Source organism: Mycobacterium arosiense ATCC BAA-1401 = DSM 45069 (assembly GCF_002086125.1).
GTDB classification, from domain to species: domain Bacteria; phylum Actinomycetota; class Actinomycetes; order Mycobacteriales; family Mycobacteriaceae; genus Mycobacterium; species Mycobacterium arosiense.
In genome coordinates, this window is record NZ_MVHG01000001.1 from 186,847 (window position 1) to 212,837 (window position 25,991).

The window sequence follows — 25,991 nt, forward strand, 5'->3', positions numbered from 1 at the left end:
GCCACTCGTCCGCAGGAGACGCCACCGTGAGTACGGAAACCCTGACCGGAGACGCCCGCAAGTCCAACCGTTACCACTTCGATCGCCACACCCCGGAGTACCGCGAACGGTTCACCGCGATCACCGAGGAGATGCAGGCCAGGTGCCCGGTGGCGTGGACCGACACCTACGACGGGCATTGGGTGGCCGCGGGCAACCGGGAGGTGTTCGAGCTCGCGCGCTGCCCGCACGTGTCCAACGACCACGACGTGACCGGCGAAGGCACCGGCTACAAGGGCATCACGATCCCCACGCTGCCGCAGGGCACCGGTGTCCGCGGCGGCATGCTCGAGATGGACGAGCCCGAGCACTCCGCCTACCGCAGCATCCTCAACCCCTACCTGTCGCCGGCGGCCGTCAAGCGCTGGAAGCCGTTCGTCGACGAGATCGTGCGGGCCAGCATCGACGAGAAACTCGAACTCGGGCGGATCGACTTCGTCGACGATCTCGCGAACGTCGTGCCCGCCGTCCTGACCCTGGCGATGATGGGCATTCCGCTGAAGAAGTGGCAGCTGTATTGCGAGCCGGCCCACGCCAATGTCTACACCCCCGCCGACTCCCCGGATGCGCCAAGGGTTTTGGAGCAGACGATGGCGATGGGGGCGGACCTGTTCAACCACCTCCTCGAGATCCGCGACAATCCGCGCCCCGGCATCGTGGACGCCTTGGCGAGGCTGAAGATCGACGGCGAACCCGCCCCCGACGCCGAACTGCTCGGAATGCTGAGCTTGATCATCGGCGGGGGTTTCGACACGACGACGGCGCTGACCGCGCACGCCCTGGAATGGCTGGGCGAAAATCCCGAACAGCGCGAACTGCTGAGGCGGGAATCGGCGACGCTGCTCGACTCGGCGACCGAGGAATTCCTGCGTTACTTCACGCCCGCTCCCGGCGACGGTCGCACGATCGCCGCCGATATCGAAATCGCGGGCACGCGGTTCAAGGAGGGCGATCGCCTGTGGCTGTCCTGGGCGATGGCCAACCGCGACCCCGCGGTGTTCCCCGATCCGAATCGACTAGATCTGGGCCGGAAGAATAACCGGCACTTCAGCTTCGGGCTCGGCATCCACCGTTGCATCGGCTCCAACGTCGCGCGGGTGGTGTTCAAGTCGATGCTCACGGCGGTGCTCGACCGGATGCCCGACTACCGCTGCGACCCCGAGGGCGCCGTGCACTATCCGACGATCGGCGTGATCCAGGGCATGCAGCACCTTCCGGCCACCTTCACGCCCGGCAAGCGGCTCGGACCGGGAATCGACGAGACGCTCGACAAACTGCAGCGGGTCTGCGACGAACAGGGAGTCGCCCGGCCGATCACCGAGTACCACGAGGCCGCCGTCATCGACTAGACCGACAGGTCGCGACGCAGCTTGGCGACGTGGCCGGTCGCCTTCACGTTGTACTGCGCGACAGCAATCCTGCCCTTCTCGTCGACCACGAACGTGGAGCGGATGACGCCGGTGACCGTCTTGCCGTACATCTGCTTCTCGCCGTAGGCGCCGTAGGCCGTCAGGACCTTGCGGTCGGGATCCGACAGCAGCGGGAACGTCAGCTTCTCCGTGTCGCGGAACTTGGCGAGCTTCTCCGGCTTGTCGGGGGAGATGCCGACGACGTCGAGGCCGGCGTCGTTGAGCTCGGCCAGGCTGTCCCGAAAGTCGCACGCCTGCTTGGTGCATCCCGGCGTCGACGCGGCGGGGTAGAAGTACACGACGACGCGGCGGCCCTTGTAGTCGGCCAGCGAAACCTTCTTCCCGTCGGCGTCGGGCAGGCTGAAGGAAGGCGCTTTGTCGCCCGGCGCGAGCCGCGTCGTCTCGGTCAAGGTGCTTCCCCTTTCGGTTCACTAAAGCATCGGCACTAGGGTAGTTCCTCAGGTGCACGAGGCTCAGTTGGAGGACACAGTGGCGGACCGGGACCCCGAAGCCATCAAGCAGGACATCGACGTCGCCCGGGACCAGCTGGCGGCCACCGTCGATTCGCTTGCCGAGCGGGCCAATCCTCGGCGTCTGGCCGACGACCTCAAGGTCCGGGTGATCGGATTTGTACAGAAGCCCGTGGTGCTGGCCTCGCTGGCCGGGGTAGGCGCCCTCGTCGTGGTGGTGGCGGTGCGTCGCGTCAGGAATCGGTGACGCGCCCGGTCTGGACTTGCACCGGGATGTCGTCGGCCCAGGGCTGATTGCTGGCCATGTCGTCGACGTCGCAGTAGCCGCGTTAGAATGCGCCCGTCGCGGCGTCGACCAACCGGTATTGCTGGCGCTGTCGGTGAATGGGCTGGGCGTCGAGGATCACCACCCGCACCTCGCCCGGCTCGAACCCGCACCGTTGCTGCAGCGCCTCGATCAGGCACTCGTTGTGCATGTGCCCGTCGCCGAAGTTCCAGCCCAGCACCATTGAGCACAGGACTTCGCCCTCAGACAGGTTGTAGTCGTCCTCGTCGTAGTCGGCCATCGCGCGGTGCGCCAGGGTGAGCAGCCCGCGGCCGTGGGTATTCATCCCTCGGAATGCCAGCGCCAGGTGCAGCGGGATCAGGGCGTCCTCTTTGCTGCCGTACAAGCGCTCGAGCTGCAGGTGCTGCATGGGCCCGAGGGCCCGCGACCCGACGCGGAACTTCTCGTCGGCCGACGGCCGCACGCACCACAGGGTGGTGTCCCAGTTGCCTGCGTAGTAGCGCATGCCGAGCAGAAACGAGACCTTGCACGGGAGAAGGTTCCCGACGACGACCGTGCCGGCCGTGACCGCGAACAGGACGGCGATCGGCCACGGGTGGGTGATGTCGGACAGGCCGGGACGCGCGTGCGCGACGAACAGCCACAGCACCCCGAAGATCATGAAGACGTTCCTCTCCAGCGGCACCCCCATCGGGAAAGCCAGCAGGATGTTGAGATGGAACACGACCATCACGAACGCCGCGATGGCCGTCGGCCAGCCGCCGTGCGAGAACAGGAGCACCAGCGGTACCAGGCCCTCGACCGCGGTCGAGAAGTGCGCGATGAAGCCCGCCAGCGCGCTGGGCCGCAGGTCGTCCGGGTGGTGCCTGAACATCGACCGCTTGAGCGGCCCCGAGGGGATGAACGGATTGTTCGCCAACATGGTCGAGATCACGAACGGAAAGTGTTTGTTGAGTTTGGAGGTCGCCGCGCCCAGCCAGATCACCATGAACACGACCTTGGCGCCCACGGTGATGTCCGCCCCGGCGAACAGGAACGTCAACGCCAGCGGCGCGTACACCTCGCCGCGTGCGGCCAGAAAGATCACCTTGTCGCGCAAGCTGAGCACGGCCAGGACCGCCAGAATCGCGACGGTCCGCCACCACGTTACGATCGTGGTGCCCAGCGCGTGAATCGGCCCGGCGCCGTCCGACACCATCGCCGTCACGAGCACGCCCCGCCAACGGCCCGAAGCAGCAACCGAGGCCGACGACCTCGAACAGCATCGTGTAGAGCACGGCCTTCTGGAACACGATCGGCTCCGACCACCATTCGCCGACCTGGGCGAAGCCGCCGACGCCGGAGGTCGACCACGCGAAGAGCCAGCCGCCGAGGACGTGCAGCGCGATCTTCACGCCGTACATCACGTGCATCACCAGCGGGGTGCCTCAGCCATGCTCGGCGATGTGGCGTGCCATCGGCGCGATCCGGTCGGCGCGTGAGCGGGTGGTCCACTCGGCCATGTCGACGACGGGCAGGTTGGGCCGGATGAACCCCATTGCGGCTCCTTCGACGCGGCTTGACCCAAGGGGGCCAATCGGCGCCGCCGGCGCCAAATCGGTGCCAGCAAGAAATTACCTGCAAGAGGGGCTTTTGCGATGGAAAATCCGGTGAGCCACCGTGCGACGGTGTCCGGGCTACTCCCAGCCGGGCGGATCGTTCTCGACCATGTAGTCCTCCCAGGCGGCGCGCCGTAGGGTCCGGGTGTGCAGGTCCTGACAGATCGCCTGCGCCTCGGCGGCGGTGCCGGCCCGGCCCAGATCGTGGTGCACGAAGCCGTCGTCGACCCGTTCGGCGCGGAAGCCGCCGGTCGAGACCACGTGGACGCAGTACTCGCTGCGGTCGTCGATGTTGGCATGGAAGTGGCCCTCGAAGGGTTCGACCCACTTCAGCTCAGTTTTCACAAGCGCCCTCTGACACCTCGAGCTGGTGCGCCGTCAGGGTTTCGAACCCCGGACCCGCTGATTAAGAGTCAGCTGCTCTACCAACTGAGCTAACGGCGCTTGTAATACGGCCGAGACCGCGTAGGCGACAATAACAGGCGTCCCGCCGTCCAATGAAATCCCGACCGTTCCCCAGGATAGCCGCTCGGAGAGCGAGTGCGGCGGACCCGCCACCGCGGTCTCATCGTCCACCGCTGGACATGCCACCCGCATGTCTTCGAAAGAGTTCTCGCGCAGGCTGATTGGTGGTCTGAACGGCTGTCAGAAAAGCGTGCCCCCCGCGATAAGGCACCCGCTCGGTGGCGAAGATGGCGTCCAGCGTGCACAGGGCACCCGGCTGTAGTTCCGTGATGCGGTTCGCCCGGTGAAGTTCCGACGGTCGGTGTGCTCCCATGAAAATCGTCCCCAGATCACCGAGGCTTAGCAGGACGTCCGCGGGCCCGTCGTGCGGTGTGCACTGCCCGACACCATCGCGTGTCTGCAGCAGGAATCGTCCCTCGGCGACGCTGAGCGGGTTCGTGACGTCCAAGACGGCGTCGCCATTCTCTCGCGCGGGCGCCCAGCGCTGCGGGCACGTTCATGATTCGCAGCCACAGAAAATCGCTGATGCCTACCGTTTTCGCCGCAAACTGGTCTTTGAGTTTGAGCGGCAGCGGGTCGTCGACGGGGACCTCCATCACGACGTTGTCGAACGTCTTGTTGCCCACCAGAGTTGCCAGCAGCTCGTCGTGGGCCTCGTTGGTGACCGCGCAGAAGTCTTGGACGATCACGTTGCCGAAAGGCCGCCGATAGGCGTGCGGCGACGCTCCCACCACCCGGTAGGTCACGAAACCATCCGGATGAACGATGAAGTTGGGCGACGATCCGTTGTCCCGCTGGGTGATCCTGTCTTCGAGGGTGTCATCCCACCACGCATCATCTCGGCTCAACGCACCCGGAGTGATGGCGCGCCATCGCTCGAAGAGCGGGGGCAGCAGGCGTGCCGCCCGGGAGGCGTCGAGCTCACGAGCGCGATTCCGGTCGGGTTTGTTGCGCAGCTGGGTGAAACGCGGCTCGATGTCGTAGGTCCTGGCATAGCTGGCCACCCCGGCCCCCAGAATCTCGTAAACCGTTGGCTGGGTGGGGACGCCGCAAAGGATGGGATAACCACGCTCCTGCAATATTCCGAAGCCCTGGATGCTGAGCTGTTGCCAGAGTCAGGCCGCGTTTCGGGCCGGGCCGCTGACCGCGTCCATGCCGACGCTGCAGGTGTCGCAGCCCGTTGTCGCGGCGGTGCTGGGCGTCGTCGTGCTCGGCGAGACGCTGAACACCGGCCGCGTGGGCATGATCGCCCTGATGGCGGCGGCGCTGGTGATGGCCGCGGCCATCGTCAAGCTCGCGCGCGTCGAGGCCGTCAGCGCCGGCAACCGAGCTGCACAAAGAGTCCGGCTTGCCGGCGTAAACGGGGCGGCGCGGCGTTGCCCGCAGCCGAAATGACGAATTCATTGCGGTGACGACACCGAACGGTTGGCCCCGGGCTGATGTGGCACTGCAGTGTCGGCGGGTGCCATTAGAATGCCTGCAGCTACCTCGCTGGTCAGCGGTGACCATCTAGAGAATTGAGTGGAAGGTCACTGGATGGCGCATTTGCGGAGACGACGATCATGGCTGGTGGTTGCCATCGTGTCGATTGCTGCGCTCGCCGCCGCCTGCAGTGGCAACCACGCGGCGGCACCGGGGAAGGTCATCTTCGACAAGGGCACCCCGCTGGCCGACCTGCTGGTCCCGAAGGTCACCGCCTCGGTGACCGACGGCGCGGTCGGTGTGACGGTGGATGCGCCGGTCACGGTGAGCGTCGCCGACGGGGTGCTCGCCTCGGTCAGCATGGTCAACGAGAACGGCAGGTCGATCAGTGGGCAGCTGAGCCCCGACGGGCTGCGCTGGTCGACCACCGAGCAGCTCGGCTACAACCGGCGCTACACGCTGACCGTGAAGGCGACCGGCCTGGGCGGCGCGGCCAGCAAGCAGATGTCGTTCGAGACCAGTTCACCCGCCCACCTGACCATGCCCTACGTCAGCCCGGCCGATGGCGAGGTGGTGGGCATCGGCGAGCCGGTGGCGATCCGCTTCGACGAGAACATCGCCAATCGGGCGGCGGCCCAGAAGGCTATCAACATCACCACTAATCCCCCGGTGGAGGGCGCGTTCTATTGGCTGAACAACCGCGAAGTGCGTTGGCGCCCAGAGCATTTCTGGAAGTCGGGGACCACCATCGACGTCGCGGTCAACACCTACGGGGTGGACTTGGGCGACGGGATGTTTGGCGAGGACAACGTCAAGACGCACTTCACCATCGGTGACGAGGTGATCTCGACTGCCGACGACACCACCAAGACGGTGACCGTGCGGGTGAACGGCGATGTCGTCAAGACCATGCCGACGTCGATGGGCAAGGACAGCACCCCAACGGCCAACGGCGTCTACATCATTGGCGCGCGGTTCAAGCACATCATCATGGATTCCTCGACCTATGGGGTTCCGGTCAACTCGCCCAACGGATACCGCACCGAAGTCGACTGGGCCACGCAGATGTCCTACAGCGGCGTCTTCGTCCATTCCGCGCCGTGGTCGGTCGGCGCTCAGGGGCACACCAACACCAGCCACGGATGCCTGAACGTGAGCCCCAGCAACGCCGAGTGGTTCTACGACCACAGCAAGAGCGGTGACATCGTCGAGGTGGTGCACACCGTCGGGCCGACGCTGTCCGGGATCGAGGGGCTGGGCGATTGGAACATCCCCTGGGCGCAGTGGAAAGCGGGCAACGCCAACACCTGACGCAGGCGTCAGTCGATCTTGTGCCAGTTGCCGCAACTTCGGGTCATGAAGGCGGTATCGGTTGGCAAGATTCGGACCACCTGCTGGCCGTCGCCGACGTTGTTGTCGATGATGTCGTTGGTGTCGAAGCTGCGCAGCCTCGCCCAATAGCATCCGGACTTGGCGCCATCGGTGCGATAGGTGCCCGCGACGATGTCCTTGTTGACGATGTAGGTGCCGTTGTTCTCGATCGATGTCTTTGGACCCGGCGGGGGTGGCGGGGCGACGGTCTTGGTGACCGTCTTGGTTTCGGCCGGCAGCGTCGACATGATCGTCGTCGTGGTGTGACTCGACCCGCCACAAGCCGCGACCAGCACCGCCAGCGCTGCAACGGCGGCTTTGATTGCTCGCCTCGTGGGCGAGGCGGGGCGTTGTCTGGTCACTACATTCCGCTCACGGGTGCACGGCATTACTCCGAGTCGCCCAACACCATAAAAGGTCAGGGAGCCGTAATGCTCCCTGACCTGTGGGGTGAGTGACGGGACTCGAACCCGCGACATTCAGGATCACAACCTGACGCTCTACCAACTGAACTACACCCACCACGGCCGCAAGCCGACCCGCGCACGATGTCGGTCAACGAGCGGCGACGTCGATACTAACCGGTTGGCGGCGCGGAGGCCGAATCGCTTGGTCCCGGTGCGTCCTTTCCGCCGTCGAGGGCGGCGACGATCGCCTCGATTTCGCTGGTAGACGGGCCCGGCGGCGAGACGAACGCGGTCTGCCGATAGAACTTCAGCTCGCGGATGGACTCGTGGATGTCGGCCAGTGCGCGGTGGGTCAGACCCTTAACCGGCTGACCGAAGTAAATTCTCGGGTACCAGCGCCGGCAGAGCTCTTTGATCGAACTCACATCGATCATGCGGTAATGCAGGTATGAATCCAGGGCGGGCATGTCGCGCATGATGAACGTGCGGTCGGTGGCGATGGAGTTTCCGGCCAGCGGCGCCATCTTGGGCTGCTTGACGTGTTCGCCGATGTAGTCGAGCACCGCCGCCTCGGCGGTCGCCAGGTCGACGGTCGATGCCCGCACCTCGTCGGTGAGACCGGAGCGCGAGTGCATTTCGGTGACCACGTCGCCCATGGCCGAGAGCGCGGCGTCGTCGGCATGGATCACCACGTCGACCCCGTCGCCGAGGACGTTCAACTCGCTGTCGGTCACCAGCGCCGCGATCTCAATCAGCTTGTCTTTGCCCAGATCAAGCCCGGTCATCTCGCAGTCGATCCATACCAGTTCGTCTCGCACAGCGCTCAGACTAGTGGTGATCGCGAGTGTGGCGGAGCCGGGCGGCGGGGTCAGCCCGCCGGCGCCGGCCCTCGCCCCCGTCTCCGCCGAAGACGTAGGGTGAGCGTTGTCGAACTGCATGCCGAATCACTGGGGAAGAGGGGGCGCAGCACGATGAGCACCGATTCGGCGGCCACGGCCGCGACGCGGATCGCCGACGGGTACGCCGTCGGCGGGCAGGCGCTGGAATTGGGCACGGTCGTCATCGACGGCGCCGCCGATCCCGCGGCGCAGATCCGCATTCCGCTGGCCACCATCAACCGACACGGCCTGGTGGCCGGGGCCACGGGGACCGGCAAGACCAAGACGCTGCAACTGATCGCCGAGCAGCTCAGCGCCGCGGGTGTTCCCGTGCTGATGGCCGACGTGAAGGGTGATTTGTCCGGGCTGGCCCGGCCCGGCGAGGGCAACGACAAGACAGCCGCGCGGGCCAAAGACACCGGCGACAATTGGGAGCCGACCGGGTTTCCGGTCGAGTTCTTGTCGCTGGGCACCGATGGGGTCGGCGTGCCGATCCGGGCCACGGTGGCCAGCTTCGGCCCGGTGCTGTTGTCAAAGGTGCTGGGCCTCAACGCGACTCAGGAGTCGACGCTGGGGCTGATCTTCCATTGGGCCAAGGAGAACAACAGAAACCTGGTCACTCTGAATCAGCTGCGTGATGTCATCACTCACCTGACCAGCGACGCCGGCAAGGAAGACCTGAAATCCCTTGGCGGAGTGTCCTCCACCACGGCCGGGGTCATCCTGCGGGCGCTGGTGAACCTCGAGGGCGAGGGCGGCGACACGTTCTTCGGCGAGCCGAAACTCGACCCGCGGGATCTGCTGCGCGTCGACAGCGGCCGCGGCACCATCTCGCTGCTGGAGTTCGGCGGTCAGTCGTTGCGCCCGGTCATCTTCTCCACCTTCCTGATGTGGCTGCTCGCCGACCTGTTCACGGTTTTGGACGAGGTCGGCGACGTGGATAAGCCGAAGCTGGTCTTCTTCTTCGACGAGGCGCACCTGTTGTTCGCCGACGCGTCCAAAGCCTTTCTCGAGCAGGTCGAGCAGACCGTGAAGCTGATCCGGTCGAAGGGCGTCGGGGTGTTCTTCTGCACCCAGTTGCCCACGGACATTCCCAATGACATCCTCTCCCAGTTGGGTGCGCGCATTCAGCACGCGTTGCGGGCGTTCACGCCCGACGATCAGAAGGCGCTGAGCAAGACCGTCCGCACCTACCCGAAAACCGATGTCTACGACCTGGAATCGGCGTTGACCTCGCTGGGCATCGGCGAGGCGGTGGTGACCGTGCTGTCCGAGAAGGGCGCGCCGACGCCGGTCGCGTGGACCCGCATGCGAGTGCCCCGCTCCTTGATGGCCTCGATCGGCAACGACGAGATCGGTGCGGCGGCGAACAACAGTGCGCTGCAGGCTAAGTACGGCCAGACCGTTCCCCAGCCGGCGCAGCCGCAGGCCGGTCCGTCGGCTCAACCCGCGTCGCGGGCACCGCAAACTCAGTCCGGCTACCCGCCGGTCCCGTCGAATGAGCCGGTCCCGCCGATGCCGGAGCCGGCGGAGCCCAAGGGACCGAAGGGTTCCTCGAGGTGGGAGGAAGTGCTGCAGAACCCGACGGTGAAAAGCGGCATCAACACCGCGATACGGGAAGTGGTGAAAAGCATTTTCGGCGGCGGCCGCCGCCGCAGGTAGCCGTTACCCGCCGCCGAGCTTCTTGTAGAACGCGCCCACGATGGGCGCCACGATGGCGCGCGGGCCGTACCCGCTGGCCACCGACATGGCCTTCGACGTCAGCCCCGGCACGACGCGCATTTTGTTGCGGGCCAACGCATCCAGCGACGCGCGCGCGGTGTGCTCGGTCGAGATCCACAGGAAGTCCGGCACCAGCCGCTCGACGATCGAGGCCTCGGTTTCGTCGGGCAGGTCGGTCCGCACCGGGCCCGGCGCCAGCAGGGTCACGTTGACGCCGGACCCGCGCAGTTCACCGCGCAGCGATTCGCTGAAGGTGTTGGCGAACGCCTTGCTGGCCGCATAGGTGGCGTTGTAGGGGATCGGCGAATTTCCCGCCGCCGAGCCGGAAATCAGGATGCCGCCGGACTTCCGCTCGACCATCCCCGGCAGCACGGCCAAGGTAAGGTCATGCACCCCAAGGACATTCAGCTGCAGCTGCGCCTTCTCGCCGGCGGGATCGAGCGTGGCGACCGGGCCGAAGGTCGCGGTGCCCGCATTGGCGCACAGGATCGAGACGGGGCGGGCGGCCAGTTCGTCGCACAGCTTCGCCCGTTCGCCCGGGTCGGCCAGGTCGGCGGGCCGCACCTCGACGGTGACGCCGTACTTGCCGGTGAGGCGGGCGGCCAGCTGCTTGAGCAAGTCTTCGCGGCGCGCGGTGACGATGAGGTGGTGTCCGCGTGCGGCGAGTTCGGTGGCCAGCGCCTCACCGATGTTCTGCGAAGCTCCGGTGACGACGGCGCGCGCCTCGGCGCTTGGGGCGGGTAACGGCATGCGCCAATCGTAGACAGCGGGCACAACGCGGCCCGCGGGCGATCGCGGGCGCCTATAGAGTTGCCGGTCATGAGCCAGCCGGAGCCGCCCCCCGCCACACCCGCGCGATCGCGCGTGGCGGCGTGGGCGCTCTGGGACTGCGGTTCGACCGGCCTGAATGCGATCGTGGCGACCTTCGTCTTCAGCGTCTACCTGACCAGCAGCGTCGGGGTGGGGATATCCGGTGCCACCACGCCGGCGAGCTGGTTGGGCCGCGCGGCGGCCATTGCCGGGCTGACCGTCGCCGTGCTCGCACCGGCCGTCGGTGTGTGGGTGGAGTCCCCGCATCGCAGGCGGGTGGCGTTGAGTGTGCTGACCGCCACAGCGGTGACGCTGACCTGCGCGATGTTCTTCGTCCACGACCGCCCCGGCTACCTGTGGGTGGGTCTGGTGCTGCTGGGGGCGACGGCCGCCTGCGGTGATTTGGCCAGCGTCCCGTACAACGCCATGCTGCGTCAGCTCTCGACGCCGCAGACGGCCGGGCGGATCTCCGGATTCGGTTGGGCGTCCGGTTATGTCGGCAGCGTGCTGCTGCTGTTGGTGATCTACACCGGGTTCATCTCCGGATCCGGCGGCGGGCCTGATGCGACGCGCGGTCTGCTGCGAGTTCCGTTGCGGGACGGGCTTTATGTCCGCGAGGCGATGGTGGTGGCCGCGATCTGGTTCGCGGTGTTGGCGCTGCCCCTGCTGTTCGTCGCGCACCGGCTCACCGCGTCGTCGGAGGACTATGCGCCGACCAGCATGCTGGGTGGCTATCGCAAATTGTGGACGGAGGTCAGCGCGGAATGGAAGCGCGACCGCAACCTGGTGTACTTCCTGTTCGCCAGCGCGCTCTTCCGGGATGGGCTGGCGGCGATCTTCGCTTTCGGGGCGGTGCTCGGCGTCAACGTGTACGGCATCTCCCAGGCCAACGTGCTGATCTTCGGGGTGGCGGCCAGCGTCGTCGCCGCCGTGGGCGCGGTGCTGGGCGGGTTCGTCGACCACCGCGTCGGATCCAAGCCCGTCATCGTGGCGTCACTGCTCGCGATCATCGTCCTGGGGCTGACCCTGATGGCGCTCTCCGGCCCGGTGGCCTTCTGGGTGTGCGGGCTGCTGTTGTGCATGTTCATCGGCCCGTCGCAGTCATCGTCGCGCGCCTTGCTGCTGCAGATGGCCAAGCATGGCAGGGAAGGCGTCGCGTTCGGCCTCTACACGATGACCGGGCGGGCAGTGGCCTTCGTCGCGCCCTGGCTGTTCTCGGTGTTCGTCGATGTCTTCGGTGCCGTGCGGGCCGGCCTGGGTGGGATTTCGCTGGTGCTGGCCGCCGGACTGATGGCGATGCTGGCGGTCCGGGTCCCACTGCGCGGCGCCGCGGTCACCGAACCCGCGGCCGAGCCGTCGTGGCGGGCGTCCGGGGGTGGTTAGCCGCGGGCGTCGCAGATCGTCAGGCCGCCGCCGACGCGCTTGCTGACCTGCACCCCGTCGACGGTCAGCGTGCACGTGACGCTGTGCCCGATGTTGACGATCGTGACGTTGGCCGGGTGGTTTGCCGACTTCGACAGGCTGACCTCTTTGCGCCAGGGCAGCGCGACGTTGAATTCGGTCTGGATGAGCCCGCCGGTGTCGATGTACATGATGCTGATCGCGCGGCCCTCGCCCGAGACGGTGTAGACGACGTCTTGCATCGTCGCCGGCCCGGTCGTCTCCGGGGGCAGGGTGGGAACGCTGGTCGGCGGTATCGGCGCCGGGATGAGCGACGGTGTCCGGTGCGGCGACGTCGTCGGGGTCTGCGTGCTCGTCTCGGGCATCGCCGGCAACGGTGGGACGGCGGTCTGGGTCTTGATCGCATCGTTGGCGAGCACCAACGCGATCACCAGGGCGACGACCAGCAGTACCGCCGCGGCGGCGCCGATCCACAACCATCGCGACGATTTCGGGCCGCCGGGTGGCGGGGGAGCCATGCCGGTCGGCAACTCGCCCGACGGGTGCAGGTCCTGTTGCCAGTACGCCGGCAGCCGCTTGGTCGTATTCGCCTCGTTCGGGGTGGGCGCCCACGGTGAGGTCGTCCCGCCGTAGCTCTGCGCGTACGGCGTCTGGTCGGCGTACGCGGGATCGGCGGAGGGCGAATACCTCGGCTGCTGCGGCCCCGGCTGCGATGTACTAAACCGCTCGGTGGGACGTGAATCGTTCATGTCCACCTCATGGCTTGCAGGGTACCTGGACTGAAGTGTTAAAGCCCTGGGTCACCTTACGGTGGGGAGCTCAGGGGCACCGATTTCCGGCCGCCAAAGCGGCCACCGTCATCGCCCGCATGATGGTGCGCGACCGCGCCGCGCGGGCGGTCTTGCTGCGCGACGCATCCGAGGGCTTCATGCTGTGCGGAGTCGAATTCAGCAGGCCGAACACGGCGTGCGCGGCCAGTCGGGCGTCGGCCTCGGCCAGCTCGGGATTCAGCTCCCGCAGTACGCCCACCCAGACCTCGACGTATTGACGCTGGGACTTGCGCACCTGCTTTTCGGCCGCCTCGGGCAGGTGGGCAAGGTCGCGATCCTGAATGCGGATCAGGTCGGGTTCGTCGAACACGAAGTCCAGATGAAAGTCGATCAATCCGTCCAGCACGGCGGCGGCATCGGAGTTGTCGGCCCGCACCCGCCGCGCGCCGGCGAGCAACCGGGTGCTGATGCCCACCAGCAACTCGACGAGCAGCGACTCCTTGTTCGGGAAATGCCGGTAGATCGCCGGACCGCTGACGCCGGCCGCGGCGCCGATGTCTTCGAGCCGCACCGCGAGGAACCCGCGCTCGGCGAACAACCGCTCGGCGGCGGACAGCAATTGGAGGCGGCGGTCAGACTTCAACCGGCTCCGGCGATTTGGAGCGTCGGGCGCAGCCGCCTGACCGTCGGAGGCGGACGTTGTCATGACGGACCTCCGGCTGGTGAATCGCCCCTAAGGTAACACGCGTTATTCGCAATTAACTCAGTTGCGGCCAATCGGAACCTCGGCGCGCGGCCTCAGGCGTTATGCCGCAGGTACCCGGACACCTCGGCGACGTCGGCGACGGGGGAGGTCGCGGTCGATCAGCCCCAGCTGGTTCAGCACCGTGGCCTGATCCCAGTAGATCCGCTCGCTTGCCATCAGGCCGCCGCGGAACCTCACGTTCACAAAAGTGGGGATTTCCAGGGGTTTGCCGGTGGGTGCTAATCCCGGCAACAGGTACGGGATCTCTCAGTCGTGGGTCATCCGCATGATGAACTCGTCGATGACGAAGCCGTCACCGACCGACCGGGCGATCGGCTCGCTGGTGGTGTCGGCCGGAATGCCGGGAATGAATGTCTCGGCGTAATAGCGCCGCAGGTGCTCCTTTCCGGCGCCGCCACTCATGGTCGGCAGGTGCATGACGGTCGCGTCGTCAACCATGGTGGAGACCGCAAGGTCGGCGTCGCGGAGCTCGAACTCGTCGGCCACGTGCCGTTCCCACAACTCGACCATTTGATCCCGGTTCACGTGTCCTCCGTTCCCCCGCAACGGCTGGGTTTGACCGACACGTTGCCACGTGCAACGCGGCGCAGCACCGTTTTGATCACGCGGGCGAAGGCGCTCGGCGAGCGAAGTCGTCGCTGGACTCGGCGGTGACCCGGTGGTATTCTCACGCTTTGAGTTAATCGGCATTAACTCAAAGGCGGGACCGCACCACGGCAAGGAGGCTGCTGCGGCGATGGACAATGTGGTGACCTCGCCCGTGAAGGCCGAGGCGTCGTTCGCCGATGCGCACCGCCGGCTGGTCGGTGAGTTGAACGCCAAGCTTGCGGCGGCCGCGCTGGGCGGTAACGAGCGCGCGCGGGAACGCCATGTCAGCCGCGGCAAGTTGTTGCCGCGCGAACGGGTGGACCGCCTACTCGACCCGGGTAGCCCGTTTTTGGAGCTGTCACCGCTGGCCGCGGACGGCATGTACGGCGACGAATCTCCCGGAGCCGGCATCATCACCGGCATCGGCCGCGTATCGGACCGCGAGTGCGTGATCGTCGCCAACGACGCGACGGTCAAGGGCGGCACCTACTACCCGATAACGGTCAAAAAGCATCTGCGCGCCCAAGAGGTGGCGCTGCAGAATCGGCTCCCGTGCATCTACCTGGTGGACTCCGGGGGTGCCTTCTTGCCGCGGCAGGACGAGGTGTTCCCCGACCGCGAGCATTTCGGCCGCATCTTCTACAACCAGGCAACCATGAGCGCCAAGGAGATTCCACAGGTGGCCGCGGTGCTCGGTTCGTGCACGGCCGGCGGCGCCTACGTGCCCGCGATGAGCGACGAAGCCGTCATCGTCCGCGAGCAGGGCACGATCTTCCTGGGGGGTCCGCCCTTGGTCAAGGCGGCGACCGGCGAGATCGTGTCGGCCGAGGAACTCGGCGGGGGCGACCTGCATTCCCGCGTTTCCGGTGTCACCGACCACCTCGCCGACGACGACGAACACGCCCTGCGGATCGTCCGGGCGATCGCGGCCACCTTCGGCCCGCGCGAGCCCAGCCCGTGGGAGGTGCGATCCCCGATCGCGCCCAGGTGCGCGCAGACGGAGCTCTACGACGTGGTGCCGCCCGACCCGCGGGTGCCCTACGATGTGCACGAGGTCATCGTGCGGCTGGTCGACGCCGGCGAATTCGGCGAATTCAAGGCCAATTACGGCAAGACCCTGGTAACCGCGTTCGCCCACATCCACGGCCACCCGGTGGGCATCGTCGCCAACAATGGCGTGCTGTTCAGCGAATCCGCGTTGAAGGGCGCGCATTTCATCGAGCTGTGCGACAAGCGCAAGATTCCGCTGCTGTTCTTGCAGAACATCGCCGGCTTCATGGTCGGCCGCGATTACGAGGCGGGCGGCATCGCCAAGCACGGCGCCAAGATGGTCACCGCCGTCGCCTGCGCCCGGGTGCCCAAGCTGACCGTCGTGATCGGCGGTTCCTATGGGGCGGGCAACTATTCGATGTGCGGCCGGGCCTACTCGCCACGCTTCCTGTGGATGTGGCCCAACGCCCGGATTTCGGTGATGGGCGGGGAACAGGCCGCGTCGGTGCTGGCCACCGTCCGCGGCGAGCAGCTCGCGGGCGCGGGCACGCCGTGGTCGGCCGACGAGGAAGAGGCGTTCAAGACGCCCATTCGCGAACAGTACGAGACTCAGGGCAACCCCTACTACTCGACGGCGCGGCTGTGGGACGATGGGATCATTGACCCCGCAGATACCAGAACCTTTGTCGGGCTAGCCCTTTCGGTGTGCGCCCAGGCGCCGCTGGAACCAGTCTCCTACGGCGTCTTCCGGATGTGAGTGCAGTGTTCGAAACCGTTTTGGTGGCCAACCGCGGCGAGATCGCGGTCCGGGTGATCCGCACCCTGCGCCGACTGGGCATCCGCTCGGTCGCCGTGTACAGCGATCCCGACGACGGCGCGCGCCATGTGCTCGAGGCCGACGAAGCGGTGCGACTCGGTCCCGCCGCGGCGCGCGAGAGCTATCTCAACATCGACAAGGTCGTCGGGGCGGCCGTGCGTACCGGATCTCAGGCGATCCATCCGGGATACGGATTTCTTTCCGAGAACGCCGATTTCGCCGCCTCCTGCGAGCGGGCGGGGGTGGCATTCCTGGGACCGCCGGCCCGGGCGATCCAAATGATGGGCGACAAGATCACCGCCAAGAACGCGGTCGCCGCCTTCGACGTCCCGGTGGTACCCGGGGTCGCCAAACCCGGGTTGAGCGATGACGAGTTGGTCACGGCCGCCGACCAGATCGGATACCCGGTGCTGATCAAACCGTCGGCGGGCGGCGGCGGCAAGGGCATGCGCCTGGTGGACGAACCGGGCAGGCTGCGCGAGGCCTTGGTGGGGGCGCGGCGCGAGGCCGCCTCGTCCTTCGGTGACGACACCCTCTTCCTCGAACGATTCGTCTTGCGGCCCAGGCACATCGAGGTGCAGGTGCTCGCCGATACGCACGGCGGCATCGTGCACCTCGGCGAGCGCGAGTGCAGCCTGCAGCGCCGCCATCAAAAGGTCATCGAGGAGGCGCCGTCGCCGCTGCTTGACGAGGCGACCCGGGCGCGCATCGGGGAGGCCGCCTGCAACACCGCACGCAGCGTCGATTACGTCGGTGCGGGCACCGTCGAATTCATCGTCTCCGCGGCCCGGCCCGACGAGTTCTTCTTCATGGAGATGAACACCCGCCTGCAGGTCGAGCACCCGGTCACCGAAGCGGTCACCGGGCTGGACCTGGTCGAGTGGCAGCTACGGGTGGCCGCCGGCGAGAAGCTGGCGTTCGCTCAGGACGACATCGAATTGCGCGGGCACGCCATCGAGGCCCGGGTGTATGCCGAGGACCCGGCGCGGGGATTCTTGCCGACGGGCGGGCGGGTGCTGCAGGTTTGGGAGCCGTCCGGTGATGGTGTGCGGGTGGACTCCTCGCTGCTGCCGGGCACGCTGGTCGGCAGCGACTACGACCCGATGCTGAGCAAGGTGATCGCCCACGGGGCCGACCGCGACGAGGCGCGAACGAAACTCGACCGGGCACTGAGCCGAACCGCAATCCTGGGCGTGCAGACCAACATCGAATTCCTCCGGTTCCTGCTCGCCGACGAACGCGTGCGTGCCGGTGATCTGGACACCGCGCTGCTCGATGAGCGCCTGGCGGACTTCGCTCCGCTGCCGGCTCCCGATGACGTGCTCGCCGCGGCGGGTGTCTACCGGCAATCGGCGTTGGCGTTGCGGGCTCGCCGCTGCGGGGACACTCCGTGGGCGGTGCCGACGGGCTGGCGCGTCGGTGGTAGCCCGGCGCCGGTTCGCACCGACATGCGCACCCCGCTGCGCAGTGAGACGGTGTCGGTGTGGGGCCCACCCGAGGCCGCCAGCGTTCGGGTGGGTGACGGCGAAACCAGTTCCGCCGCAGCGCAAGTCGAGCGGTCACGAATGAGTGTGACGTTGGACGGGGTGCGCCGGGAATACCGCTGGGCCGAAGCCGGCCGGCACCTGTGGATCGCCGACGAGCGTGGCACCTGGCACGTGCGGGAGGCCGAGGAGACCAAGATCCACCGGGCCGCGGGCGCACAGCGGGCCGAGATCGTCAGCCCGATGCCCGGCAGCGTGATCGCGGTTCAGGCATCCTCGGGCACCGACGTTTCCGAAGGCGACGTGGTGGTCGTCGTCGAGGCGATGAAAATGGAACATTCGCTTGCCGCACCGGTTTCCGGACAGGTGGAGGTGCTGGTATCCGTCGGCGATCAGGTGACGGTGGACCAGGTGTTGGCCCGGCTGGTGCCCGATGAATCCAGCGCGGCGAGCGATTCGAGTAAGGACGCGTCATGACCACATCCATTACCGCGGGGACCCTGCCCAAGGAATACCAGGACCTCCGCGACACGGTCGCCGAGTTCGCGCGCACGGTCGTCGCTCCGGTATCGGCCAAGCACGATGAGGAACACAGCTTCCCGTACGAGGTCGTCGCCAAGATGGGCGAGATGGGCCTGTTCGGGTTGCCATTCCCCGAGGAGTACGGCGGCATGGGCGGCGACTATTTCGCGCTGTCGCTGGCGCTCGAGGAGCTCGGCAAGGTCGACCAGTCGGTGGCGATCACCCTGGAGGCAGGCGCCAGCCTCGGCGCGATGCCCATCTACCGGTTCGGCACCGAAGAGCAGAAGCAGAAGTGGCTGCCGGACTTGACCGCCGGCCGGGCGCTGGCCGGATTCGGGCTCACCGAACCCGGGGCGGGCTCCGACGCGGGAGGCACCCGCACCACCGCCCGGCTCGACAACGGCGAGTGGGTGATCAACGGCAGCAAGCAATTCATCACCAACTCCGGCACCGATATCACCTCGCTGGTCACCGTCACCGCCGTCACCGGGACCAACGCGAACGGCAACAAAGAGATCTCATCGATCATCGTGCCCAGCGGCACACCCGGATTCACCGTCGAACCGGTGTACAGCAAGGTCGGCTGGAACGCGTCGGACACCCACCCACTGAGCTTCGACGACGCCCGCGTCCCGGCGGAGAACTTGCTGGGTGCGCGCGGCACCGGCTACGCGGGCTTCCTGTCGATCCTCGACGAGGGCCGCATCGCGATCGCCGCGCTGGCCACCGGCGCGGCGCAGGGCTGCGTCGACGAAAGCGTCAAGTACGCCAAACAACGGCAGGCCTTCGGCCAGCCTATCGGCGCCTACCAGGCGATCAGCTTCAAGATCGCCCGGATGGAGGCACGTGCCCATGTGGCCCGCACGGCCTACTATGATGCGGCTGCAAAGATGTTGGCGGGCAAGCCCTTCAAGAAGGAGGCGGCAATCGCGAAGATGATCGCTTCGGAGGCCGCGATGGACAACGCCCGCGATGCCACGCAGATTCACGGCGGCTACGGCTTCATGAACGAATACCCGGTCGCCCGCCACTACCGCGACAGCAAGATCCTCGAAATCGGTGAAGGGACTACTGAAGTGCAGCTGATGCTCATCGCGCGGTCGCTGGGGCTGTCATGACGGAAGGTAGATCGGTCGTCCAGCGGGGCCTGTGGTTTGAGGAATTCGAGATCGGCACCACCTACCTGCATCGGCCCGGCCGCACGATCACCGAGGCCGACAACGTCTTGTTCACCACGCTCACCATGAACACCCAGTCGCTGCACCTCGACGCGGCCTGGGCGGCCGAGCAGCCCGGCTTTCGGGGGGAGCGGCTGGTAAATTCCATGTTCACCCTGTCCACCCTGGTGGGGCTTTCGGTGTCGCAACTGACGCTCGGCACCATCGTGGCCAACCTCGGCTTCTCCGAAGTTTCGTTCCCCAAGCCCGTCTTCCACGGCGACACCCTGTACGCCGAGACCGTCTGTACGGCCAAGCGGGAATCCAAAAGCCGGCCCGGTGAAGGCGTCGTCACCCTCGAGCACACCGGACGCAATCAGCAGGGCGAGGTCGTCGCGCGGGCGGTGCGCACCACGCTGGTGCAGAAGCGCCCCGCCGACCAGGAGGCCACGTGAACCTGCAAGCCGCCGGTCCCGGATGGTTGTTCTGCCCGGCCGACCGTCCCGAGCGTTTCGCCAAGGCCGCCGCTGCCGCCGACGTGGTGATCCTCGACCTCGAGGACGGCGTGGCCCAAGCGGATAAACCCGCGGCGCGCAAGGCGTTGCAGGAGACGCCGCTGGACCCCGAGCGCACCGTCGTGCGGGTCAACGCCGCCGACACCGCGGAATACCCGCTGGACCTCGAAGCCCTGGCCGGCACCGCCTACACCACCGTGATGCTGTCCAAGACGGAATCGGCCGCGCAGGTGACGGCGCTGGCGCCGCGCGATGTGATCGCACTGCTGGAGACGCCGCGTGGCGCGGTGTTCGCCACCGAGATCGCGGCGGCGCCGGGCACCGTCGCGCTGATGTGGGGCGCCGAGGATCTGGTCGCCACGCTCGGCGGTAGCTCCAGCCGCAAGGCCGACGGCTCCTACCGCGACGTCGCGCATCACGTGCGGTCGACGGCCCTGCTCACGGCGTCCACCTTCGGTCGGGTCGCGCTCGACGCCGTGCATCTGGACATCCGCGACCTCGATGGCCTGCGGGCCGAGGCCGAGGACGCCGTCGCGTTGGGTTTCGCCGGAACGGTCTGCATCCACCCGAGCCAGATTCCGGTGGTGCGCGCGGCGTACCGCCCCAGCGAGGAACGACTGGACTGGGCGCGGCGGGTGCTGACGGCGGCGCGGTCCGAACGCGGCGTCTTCGCGTTCGAGGGACAGATGGTCGACTCTCCGGTGCTCAAGCACGCACACATGACGTTGCGCAGGGCGGGCGAGACCTTCCCCGACTGACGCCCCAGGGGCATGCGGCGAAGCGCGACACGTTGCGCCGTCTTCGCGATGAACGCGGTCTCTTCTCGTTTGAGAGCATAATGGGGGGTACGTCAGTGTCGCGGCGAGCGAAGCCTTTCGTGTAGCTGGCGATCGACTCCCGCTCGCGGTGGACCCGGCTGATCGTTTGCCGGGACCCGCTGTGGCGCACCGGGCCACCCGGCACGCGGCCAGGGAGGCGGTGGGACGCAAATGTCTTCGGTGCCGATGGTTGTCGACCTGGAGCCGGTGCGACTCGTCGCTCCCGATGGCATACCGACGCCCGAACATCGCTACAGCCGTGAGCTTCCCGCGGAGACGCTGAGCTGGCTTTACGAGATGATGGTAATCACCCGCGAGCTGGACGGCGAATTCGTCAACCTCAAGCGGCAGGGGCAGCTGGGGCTGTTCGCGTCCTGCCGCGGTCAGGAGGCCGCTCAGGTTGGCGCCGCGGCGTGTTTGCGTAAGACGGATTGGATGTTTCCCCAATATCGAGAGCTCGGCGCCTTTTTGGTGCGCGGGATCCCGCCCGGACATGTGGGCGTGGCGTGGCGCGGAACCTGGCATGGCGGCCTCGATTTCACCAAGAAATGCTGTGCCCCGCTGTCGATTCCGATCGGCACCCAGGCCTTGCACGCCGTGGGAGCGGCGATGGCTGCCCAGCGCCTCGGCGAGGATTCGGTCACGGTGGCCTTCCTGGGCGACGGCGCCACCAGCGTGGGAGACGTGCACGAGGCGCTGAACTTCGCGGCCGTGTTCGCCGTGCCCTGCCTGTTCTTCGTGCAGAACAATCAGTGGGCGATCTCGGTGCCGATATCCAGGCAGACCGCCGCACCATCGCTGGCGCACAAGGCAATTGGCTATGGAATGCCCGGGATCCGGGTGGACGGCAACGACGTTTTGGCCTGCTATGCGGTGACGGCGGAGGCCGCCGCGCGGGCCCGGGCCGGCGGCGGGCCGACGTTGATCGAGGCGGTCACCTACCGCCTGGCCCCGCACACCACATCCGACGATCCGAGCCGATACCGGACCCAAGAGGAGGTCGATCGCTGGGCGGCGCTGGAACCGATCGCGCGGTACCGCAGCTACCTACAGGGCCAGGGTCTGTGGTCGGACCGGTTGGAGGAACGTGTTGCGGCCCGGGCGAAACGGATGCGGGCCGAATTGCGAGACGCGGTGTTCGACGCGCCCGACTTCGACATCGACGAGGTGTTCACCTCGGTGTACGCCGAGATCACGCCGGGACTACAGGCGCAGCGGCGGCAGCTGCGGGCCGAACTCGACCAGGCGATCGGGACGCATCCATGACTCAGCTCGCTGATCGCCCGGCCGGCCACGACGAGAAGCTCACCGCGGCACCAGAAGACGTCGCGCTCGGAGCGCAGCCGATGACCATGGTGCGCGCGCTCAACCGCGCCCTGCACGACGCGATGGCCGCCGACGATCGGGTGTTGGTGTTCGGCGAGGACGTATCGGTCGAAGGCGGGGTGTTTCGGGTCACCGAGGGGCTGGCCGCGGCGTTCGGCGAAGCCCGCTGCTTCGACACGCCCCTCGCGGAGTCCGCCATCATCGGGATCGCGGTGGGGCTGGCGTTGCGCGGCTTCGTGCCGGTACCCGAGATCCAGTTCGACGGGTTCTCCTACCCGGCCTTCGATCAGGTGGTCAGCCACCTGGCGAAGTACCGCACCCGCACCCGCGGCGAGATCAACATGCCGGTGACAGTTCGCATCCCCTCCTTCGGGGGAATCGGTGCCGCCGAACATCATTCCGACTCCACGGAGTCATATTGGGCGCACACGGCCGGCTTGAAGGTGGTGGTGCCGTCCAGCCCCGCCGACGCGTATTGGCTGCTGCGGCACGCGATCAGCTGCCCGGACCCGGTCATGTATCTGGAGCCCAAGCGCCGTTACCAGGGGCGCGGCCTGGTCGACCTCACCCGGCCGGAACCACCGATCGGGCGGGCGATGGTGCGCCAGCCGGGCACCGACGTGACCGTCGTGACGTACGGCAGCCTGGTCGGCACGGCCGTCGGTGCTGCCGAAGAGGCTCAGCGACAACGCGGTTGGAGCCTGGATGTCATAGATCTGCGATCGCTGGTGCCGCTGGATTTCGATACCGTCGCCGCGTCGATCCACCGGACCGGACGCTGCGTGGTGATGCACGAGGGCCCGCGCAGCCTGGGCTACGGCGCGGGTCTGGCCGCCCGCATTCAGGAGGAGTTGTTCTACGAGCTGGAGGCTCCGGTGTTGCGCGCGTGCGGCTTTGATACCCCGTATCCGCCGGCGCGGTTGGAGAAGTGGTGGTTGCCCGGACCCGATCGGCTACTGGATTGCGTCCAGCGCGTGCTGGAGCAGCCATGAGCGATGATCGGATCAAGTCGTTCCGGGTCCCCGACCTCGGCGAGGGGCTGGAAGAAGTGACGGTGACGCGGTGGCATGTGGCGGTGGGTGAGGACGTCGAGCTCAACCAGGTGCTGTGCACGGTGGAGACGGCCAAGGCCGAAGTAGAGATCCCCAGCCCGTACGCGGGTCGGATCGTCGAAACCAACGGTGCCGAAGGCGATGTGCTCAACGTCGGGGCGGTGCTCTTGCGGATCGACACTGCGCCGCTGGGCGGTGATTCGCCGGCCGCCCAGACGGCGGAACCCACGCTGGTCGGTTACGGCGCCGACTCCGGCATCGACAGCAGCCGGCGCACCACCCGTCCGCGGGCCGCGCCTCCGGTGCGCAAGCTCGCCAAAGAGCTGATGGTGGATCTCAACTCGGTGCAGCGTGGCGAGGGCGCCATCATCACCCGCGAGGATGTGCTGGCGGCGGCCGGTAAGAACGGGGGTGGCGTCGACGCGCGGCCGGTCCGGGGTGTGCACGCCCGGATGGCGGAGAAAATGACGTTGTCACACAAGGAGATTCCGCCGGCGAAGGTCGGTGTCGAAGTCGACTGCGCCGAGCTGCTGCGGCTGTCCGACCGGTTCCGTGCTGATCAGGAGACCATAACGCCCTTCGTTCTCACGTTGCGATTGCTGGTCATCGCGTTGCGGCACAATGAGCTGTTGAATGCGACGTGGCTCGACTCGCCGCAGGGACCGCAGGTGCGCGTCGAGCACCGTGTGCACCTGGGCATCGCCGCGGCCACCGAGCGTGGCTTGCTCGTTCCGGTAATCTTCGATGCCCACACCCAGACGACCCGCGAACTGGCAAGCAAGGCGGCCGAATTGATTGCCGGTGCGCGTGCCGGCAAGCTGGGGCCGGGGGAGTTGCGCGGCTCGACGTTCACGGTGACGAACTTCGGGACGCTGGGCGTGGACGACGGAGTGCCGGTGATCAACCATCCCGAAGCCGCGATCCTGGGCGTGGGAGCGATCAAGCCGCGCCCGGTTGTCCGGGGCGGCGAAATCGTGGTGCGCCCGACGATGTCGTTGACTTGTGTGTTCGACCACCGCATCGCCGACGGTGCACAAGTCGCCCGATTCGTCTGCGAGCTGAGGGATCTGATTGAGGCGCCGGAAACGGCGTTACTCGATTTGTGAGTTTCGGGTCAGCAGGCCAAAAGGCCTACCGGCGTTGCGCGGCGGCCAATCGCTGCGCGAATTCCGGTGATTGGATGGAAGTGGACTGCGGACCGAGCTCGGCGCGCATGGCCAGCTGGTGTTGCTCGCTGTCCAGCGACCCCGGGCTGACGGTGGCGCGCATCGTGGCCTTGGTTGCCAGCACCACTTCCCGCGGAGCCGCCGCCGGACCGGCCGCCAGCTTCAGCGCCGCAGCGACCGGATCGTCGGCGACGCTCAGCGCCAGGCCGTGCCGTACGGCGGCGTCGGCGTCGAAGCGCATCCCGAACAGCAACGCCGCCCGCGCCACCTGCGGGCCGACCGCTCGCTGCAACATCCACGTCGCGCCCCCGCCGGGATGTAGCCCAAGCTTCTGGAAGCGCGCATCGAACACGGCGGCGGGTCCGGCGATGCGCACATCGGCAGCCAGGGCCAGATTCAGGCCCGCGCCCACAGCGGCGCCGTTGACGGCGGCAATGGTGGGCAGCCGGCAACTGCCGACGGCCATGAAGCCGTCGTAAAGCTGCTGCAGGCCCATCTCGGCCGCTCCGCCGCCCGCAGCGCCCAGGGCACTGAGGTCGGCGCCCGCGCAGAACGCCTTGCCGGCCCCGGTGACCACCACAGCATGCACCTCGGGATCGGCTTCGGCCCGCTGGACGGCCTCGCGCAGCAGGCCCGACGACTCGGCGGTGACCGCGTTGCGCCGATCGGGATCGTTGACGGTGATGAGCGCGACGCGGTTGGTGACGTTGAACAGGATCGGTTCGGACTGGGCCATCGGGCACCTCCGGCTTCGGGTCTTGGCGGCGGATCCGCCTGGGCACACCGGTTCATCGGCGGCAGCGTCACGGGCGAGGTAAGACTACTTCGCGCCGTGGGCATCAAGTCGGCCCGGTATGAGCGTGAATAGCGAGAACCGTCAGGGAAGAGGCGAGCATTCGGCATTGGCGGGCTGCCACATTGGCCCGGCCCGACAGTGCACGCCATTAGCGGTGGGTGCGAGTCACTTTGGACGGCGCTGCGCAAAGGCGAAAATCTTTGCGGGGCGCGCAGCGGATATCGGAATCTACAAGCAATGCTGTATTTATCAAAACGTTATCTGTCGCTTTTCGCCTCGTCGGTCAACCCCCGATTCTTCCTGGCGAAACATGCGGTGGCGCGGCGACTCACGGGCCGGGTCTGAGCGCCGGGCGTCGGCCTTGCTGCGCCGCGAACGTTGCGCGCGGTGCTACAGCTCGGGTTTCGCTAACTTTTTCGCCAGCTCATCGAGTTCGGCCTGACGCTCCCGCACCGCACACCCGCGCCGCTCCATGCGCGCTCCCCGCATTGCGGCCACCGGCAGCGCATCGCTGCGCAGCTTGGTGTTGGCGTAATGTATTGCGGCATCGATCATTTCGATGTATCGCTCAGCGTCGTCCTCGGCGCACGAGCCCTCGATGCGCTGGATTTCGTCCCAACAGGGATAGGAAGAGTACCGGGCATCAAGTTGTTGCTGCGAGACCTGCGCTCCGAAGTAACAGCGCCAGTCGCGGCTCAACCAACCCCGCGTCTTGACTTCAACTTTGATCCGATTGCCAACGCCGGCTATGAACTTCGGCGTTCCGACGCGCACCACCGGCTGCCAGTCATCCGACACCATATTCGCCAACCCCTCGAAGAGAAGACGCTGTAAGTAATGATCTCCCCGTAAGCGCCATCTGCTCGTTCTGACACGCTGTTCCCAGTTCGATTAAACCGCAATCTTTTGACACCGACTTTAAGACTTGGGGGTTCGCCGGGCGCTT

23 protein-coding genes, 2 tRNA genes and 3 pseudogenes are annotated in these 25,991 nt (G+C 67.0%); 14 read left to right on the top strand and 14 right to left on the bottom strand.

The window, feature by feature from the left end; genetic code table 11:
- Positions 1-26: 26 nt before the first annotated feature.
- Positions 27-1,388 carry a cytochrome P450 gene (locus BST14_RS00850; protein WP_083062701.1) on the top strand — a complete coding sequence of 454 codons (1,362 nt, stop codon included), beginning with the start codon at positions 27-29 and terminating at the stop codon, positions 1,386-1,388.
- On the opposite strand, the gene bcp is transcribed toward BST14_RS00850, so the two are convergent.
- Positions 1,385-1,858 carry a thioredoxin-dependent thiol peroxidase gene (bcp, locus tag BST14_RS00855; RefSeq protein WP_083062702.1) on the bottom strand — a complete coding sequence of 158 codons (474 nt, stop codon included), beginning with the start codon at positions 1,856-1,858 and terminating at the stop codon, positions 1,385-1,387. The genes BST14_RS00850 and bcp overlap by 4 nt on opposite strands.
- A 79-nt stretch (positions 1,859-1,937) precedes the next feature.
- Here bcp and BST14_RS00860 point away from each other — a divergent pair, with 79 nt between their 5' ends.
- A complete protein-coding gene (locus tag BST14_RS00860; RefSeq protein WP_007774063.1) occupies positions 1,938-2,165 on the top strand; it encodes a DUF3618 domain-containing protein in 228 nt (75 codons plus the stop codon).
- Here the strand turns inward: BST14_RS00860 and BST14_RS00865 are convergent.
- The 4 genes and pseudogenes from BST14_RS00865 to BST14_RS00880 all read right to left on the bottom strand — a co-directional run.
- Positions 2,152-3,742, bottom strand: a pseudogene (locus BST14_RS00865) (DUF3556 domain-containing protein). The gene BST14_RS00860 and the pseudogene BST14_RS00865 sit on opposite strands and share 14 nt — an antisense overlap.
- A 138-nt stretch (positions 3,743-3,880) precedes the next feature.
- The gene (locus BST14_RS00870; protein WP_083062703.1) at positions 3,881-4,147 is read right to left on the bottom strand and encodes a hypothetical protein; all 267 of its coding nucleotides are present in this window, start codon (positions 4,145-4,147) and stop codon (positions 3,881-3,883) included.
- A 23-nt stretch (positions 4,148-4,170) separates the two neighbouring features.
- Positions 4,171-4,246: transfer RNA gene (locus BST14_RS00875), tRNA-Lys, on the bottom strand.
- Positions 4,247-4,463: 217 nt separating this feature from the next.
- Positions 4,464-5,382, bottom strand: a pseudogene (locus BST14_RS00880) (sterol carrier protein domain-containing protein); the annotation flags it as partial.
- Between BST14_RS00880 and BST14_RS29300 the strand changes: the two are divergent.
- A pseudogene (locus tag BST14_RS29300) lies at positions 5,381-5,662 on the top strand (DMT family transporter); the annotation flags it as partial. The pseudogenes BST14_RS00880 and BST14_RS29300 overlap by 2 nt on opposite strands.
- Before the next feature lie 141 nt (positions 5,663-5,803).
- Complete coding sequence (locus BST14_RS00885) at positions 5,804-7,000, top strand: L,D-transpeptidase (protein WP_083062704.1); 1,197 nt, start codon at positions 5,804-5,806, stop codon at positions 6,998-7,000.
- A gap of 8 nt (positions 7,001-7,008) precedes the next feature.
- Here BST14_RS00885 and BST14_RS00890 read toward each other — a convergent pair whose 3' ends face one another.
- The 3 genes from BST14_RS00890 to orn all read right to left on the bottom strand — a co-directional run bounded on the left by BST14_RS00890 (position 7,009) and on the right by orn (position 8,285).
- Positions 7,009-7,422: an Rv1352/Rv1906c domain-containing protein gene (locus BST14_RS00890; protein WP_211280627.1), complete on the bottom strand. Its 414-nt coding sequence runs from the start codon at positions 7,420-7,422 to the stop codon at positions 7,009-7,011.
- An 84-nt stretch (positions 7,423-7,506) separates the two neighbouring features.
- Positions 7,507-7,582 (bottom strand) — tRNA-His (locus BST14_RS00895).
- 55 nt (positions 7,583-7,637) lie between these two features.
- Positions 7,638-8,285: an oligoribonuclease gene (orn, locus tag BST14_RS00900; RefSeq protein ID WP_083062746.1), complete on the bottom strand. Its 648-nt coding sequence runs from the start codon at positions 8,283-8,285 to the stop codon at positions 7,638-7,640.
- 153 nt (positions 8,286-8,438) lie between these two features.
- Here orn and BST14_RS00905 point away from each other — a divergent pair, with 153 nt between their 5' ends.
- Complete coding sequence (locus tag BST14_RS00905) at positions 8,439-10,007, top strand: helicase HerA-like domain-containing protein (protein WP_083062705.1); 1,569 nt, start codon at positions 8,439-8,441, stop codon at positions 10,005-10,007.
- A gap of 3 nt (positions 10,008-10,010) precedes the next feature.
- Here the strand turns inward: BST14_RS00905 and cmrA are convergent, their stop codons facing one another.
- The gene (gene cmrA / locus BST14_RS00910; RefSeq protein ID WP_083062747.1) at positions 10,011-10,817 is read right to left on the bottom strand and encodes a mycolate reductase; all 807 of its coding nucleotides are present in this window, start codon (positions 10,815-10,817) and stop codon (positions 10,011-10,013) included.
- A gap of 69 nt (positions 10,818-10,886) precedes the next feature.
- On the opposite strand from cmrA, the gene BST14_RS00915 reads away from it, so the two are divergent.
- Positions 10,887-12,260: an MFS transporter gene (locus tag BST14_RS00915; RefSeq protein WP_083062706.1), complete on the top strand. Its 1,374-nt coding sequence runs from the start codon at positions 10,887-10,889 to the stop codon at positions 12,258-12,260.
- On the opposite strand, the gene BST14_RS00920 is transcribed toward BST14_RS00915, so the two are convergent.
- The 3 genes from BST14_RS00920 to BST14_RS00930 form a co-directional block, all read right to left on the bottom strand.
- Complete coding sequence (locus BST14_RS00920; protein ID WP_083062707.1) at positions 12,257-13,033, bottom strand: MmpS family transport accessory protein; 777 nt, start codon at positions 13,031-13,033, stop codon at positions 12,257-12,259. The genes BST14_RS00915 and BST14_RS00920 overlap by 4 nt on opposite strands.
- A gap of 64 nt (positions 13,034-13,097) precedes the next feature.
- Positions 13,098-13,754, bottom strand: coding sequence for an SACE_7040 family transcriptional regulator (locus BST14_RS00925; protein WP_083062708.1), 657 nt, complete (start codon positions 13,752-13,754; stop codon positions 13,098-13,100).
- 306 nt (positions 13,755-14,060) lie between these two features.
- The gene (locus BST14_RS00930) at positions 14,061-14,339 is read right to left on the bottom strand and encodes a hypothetical protein (protein ID WP_083062709.1); all 279 of its coding nucleotides are present in this window, start codon (positions 14,337-14,339) and stop codon (positions 14,061-14,063) included.
- A 211-nt stretch (positions 14,340-14,550) separates the two neighbouring features.
- Here BST14_RS00930 and BST14_RS00935 point away from each other — a divergent pair, with 211 nt between their 5' ends.
- From BST14_RS00935 to BST14_RS00970, 8 genes are all read left to right on the top strand, one after another.
- Positions 14,551-16,149 carry a carboxyl transferase domain-containing protein gene (locus tag BST14_RS00935; RefSeq protein WP_083062710.1) on the top strand — a complete coding sequence of 533 codons (1,599 nt, stop codon included), beginning with the start codon at positions 14,551-14,553 and terminating at the stop codon, positions 16,147-16,149.
- A gap of 5 nt (positions 16,150-16,154) precedes the next feature.
- Positions 16,155-18,170 (top strand): acetyl/propionyl/methylcrotonyl-CoA carboxylase subunit alpha, encoded by a 2,016-nt coding sequence (locus tag BST14_RS00940; protein ID WP_083062711.1) that lies wholly within the window; start codon positions 16,155-16,157, stop codon positions 18,168-18,170.
- Positions 18,167-19,333 (top strand): acyl-CoA dehydrogenase family protein, encoded by a 1,167-nt coding sequence (locus tag BST14_RS00945; RefSeq protein WP_083062712.1) that lies wholly within the window; start codon positions 18,167-18,169, stop codon positions 19,331-19,333. The genes BST14_RS00940 and BST14_RS00945 overlap by 4 nt, the downstream gene beginning before the upstream one ends.
- Positions 19,330-19,827: a MaoC family dehydratase gene (locus BST14_RS00950; RefSeq protein ID WP_083062713.1), complete on the top strand. Its 498-nt coding sequence runs from the start codon at positions 19,330-19,332 to the stop codon at positions 19,825-19,827. Before BST14_RS00945 ends, BST14_RS00950 begins: the two co-directional genes overlap by 4 nt.
- Complete coding sequence (locus tag BST14_RS00955) at positions 19,824-20,645, top strand: HpcH/HpaI aldolase/citrate lyase family protein (RefSeq protein ID WP_083062714.1); 822 nt, start codon at positions 19,824-19,826, stop codon at positions 20,643-20,645. Before BST14_RS00950 ends, BST14_RS00955 begins: the two co-directional genes overlap by 4 nt.
- A gap of 231 nt (positions 20,646-20,876) precedes the next feature.
- On the top strand, positions 20,877-21,971 hold the full coding sequence (gene pdhA, locus BST14_RS00960; protein ID WP_245845255.1) for a pyruvate dehydrogenase (acetyl-transferring) E1 component subunit alpha: 1,095 nt from the start codon (positions 20,877-20,879) through the stop codon (positions 21,969-21,971).
- A complete protein-coding gene (bkdB, locus tag BST14_RS00965; protein ID WP_083062716.1) occupies positions 21,968-23,023 on the top strand; it encodes a 3-methyl-2-oxobutanoate dehydrogenase subunit beta in 1,056 nt (351 codons plus the stop codon). Before pdhA ends, bkdB begins: the two co-directional genes overlap by 4 nt.
- Complete coding sequence (locus BST14_RS00970; RefSeq protein WP_083062717.1) at positions 23,020-24,189, top strand: dihydrolipoamide acetyltransferase family protein; 1,170 nt, start codon at positions 23,020-23,022, stop codon at positions 24,187-24,189. Before bkdB ends, BST14_RS00970 begins: the two co-directional genes overlap by 4 nt.
- A 25-nt stretch (positions 24,190-24,214) precedes the next feature.
- On the opposite strand, the gene BST14_RS00975 is transcribed toward BST14_RS00970, so the two are convergent.
- A complete protein-coding gene (locus BST14_RS00975; protein WP_083062718.1) occupies positions 24,215-24,985 on the bottom strand; it encodes an enoyl-CoA hydratase in 771 nt (256 codons plus the stop codon).
- Between the two features lie 450 nt (positions 24,986-25,435).
- On the bottom strand, positions 25,436-25,846 hold the full coding sequence (locus BST14_RS00980; RefSeq protein WP_083062719.1) for a hypothetical protein: 411 nt from the start codon (positions 25,844-25,846) through the stop codon (positions 25,436-25,438).
- Between the last annotated feature and the right edge of the window lie 145 nt (positions 25,847-25,991).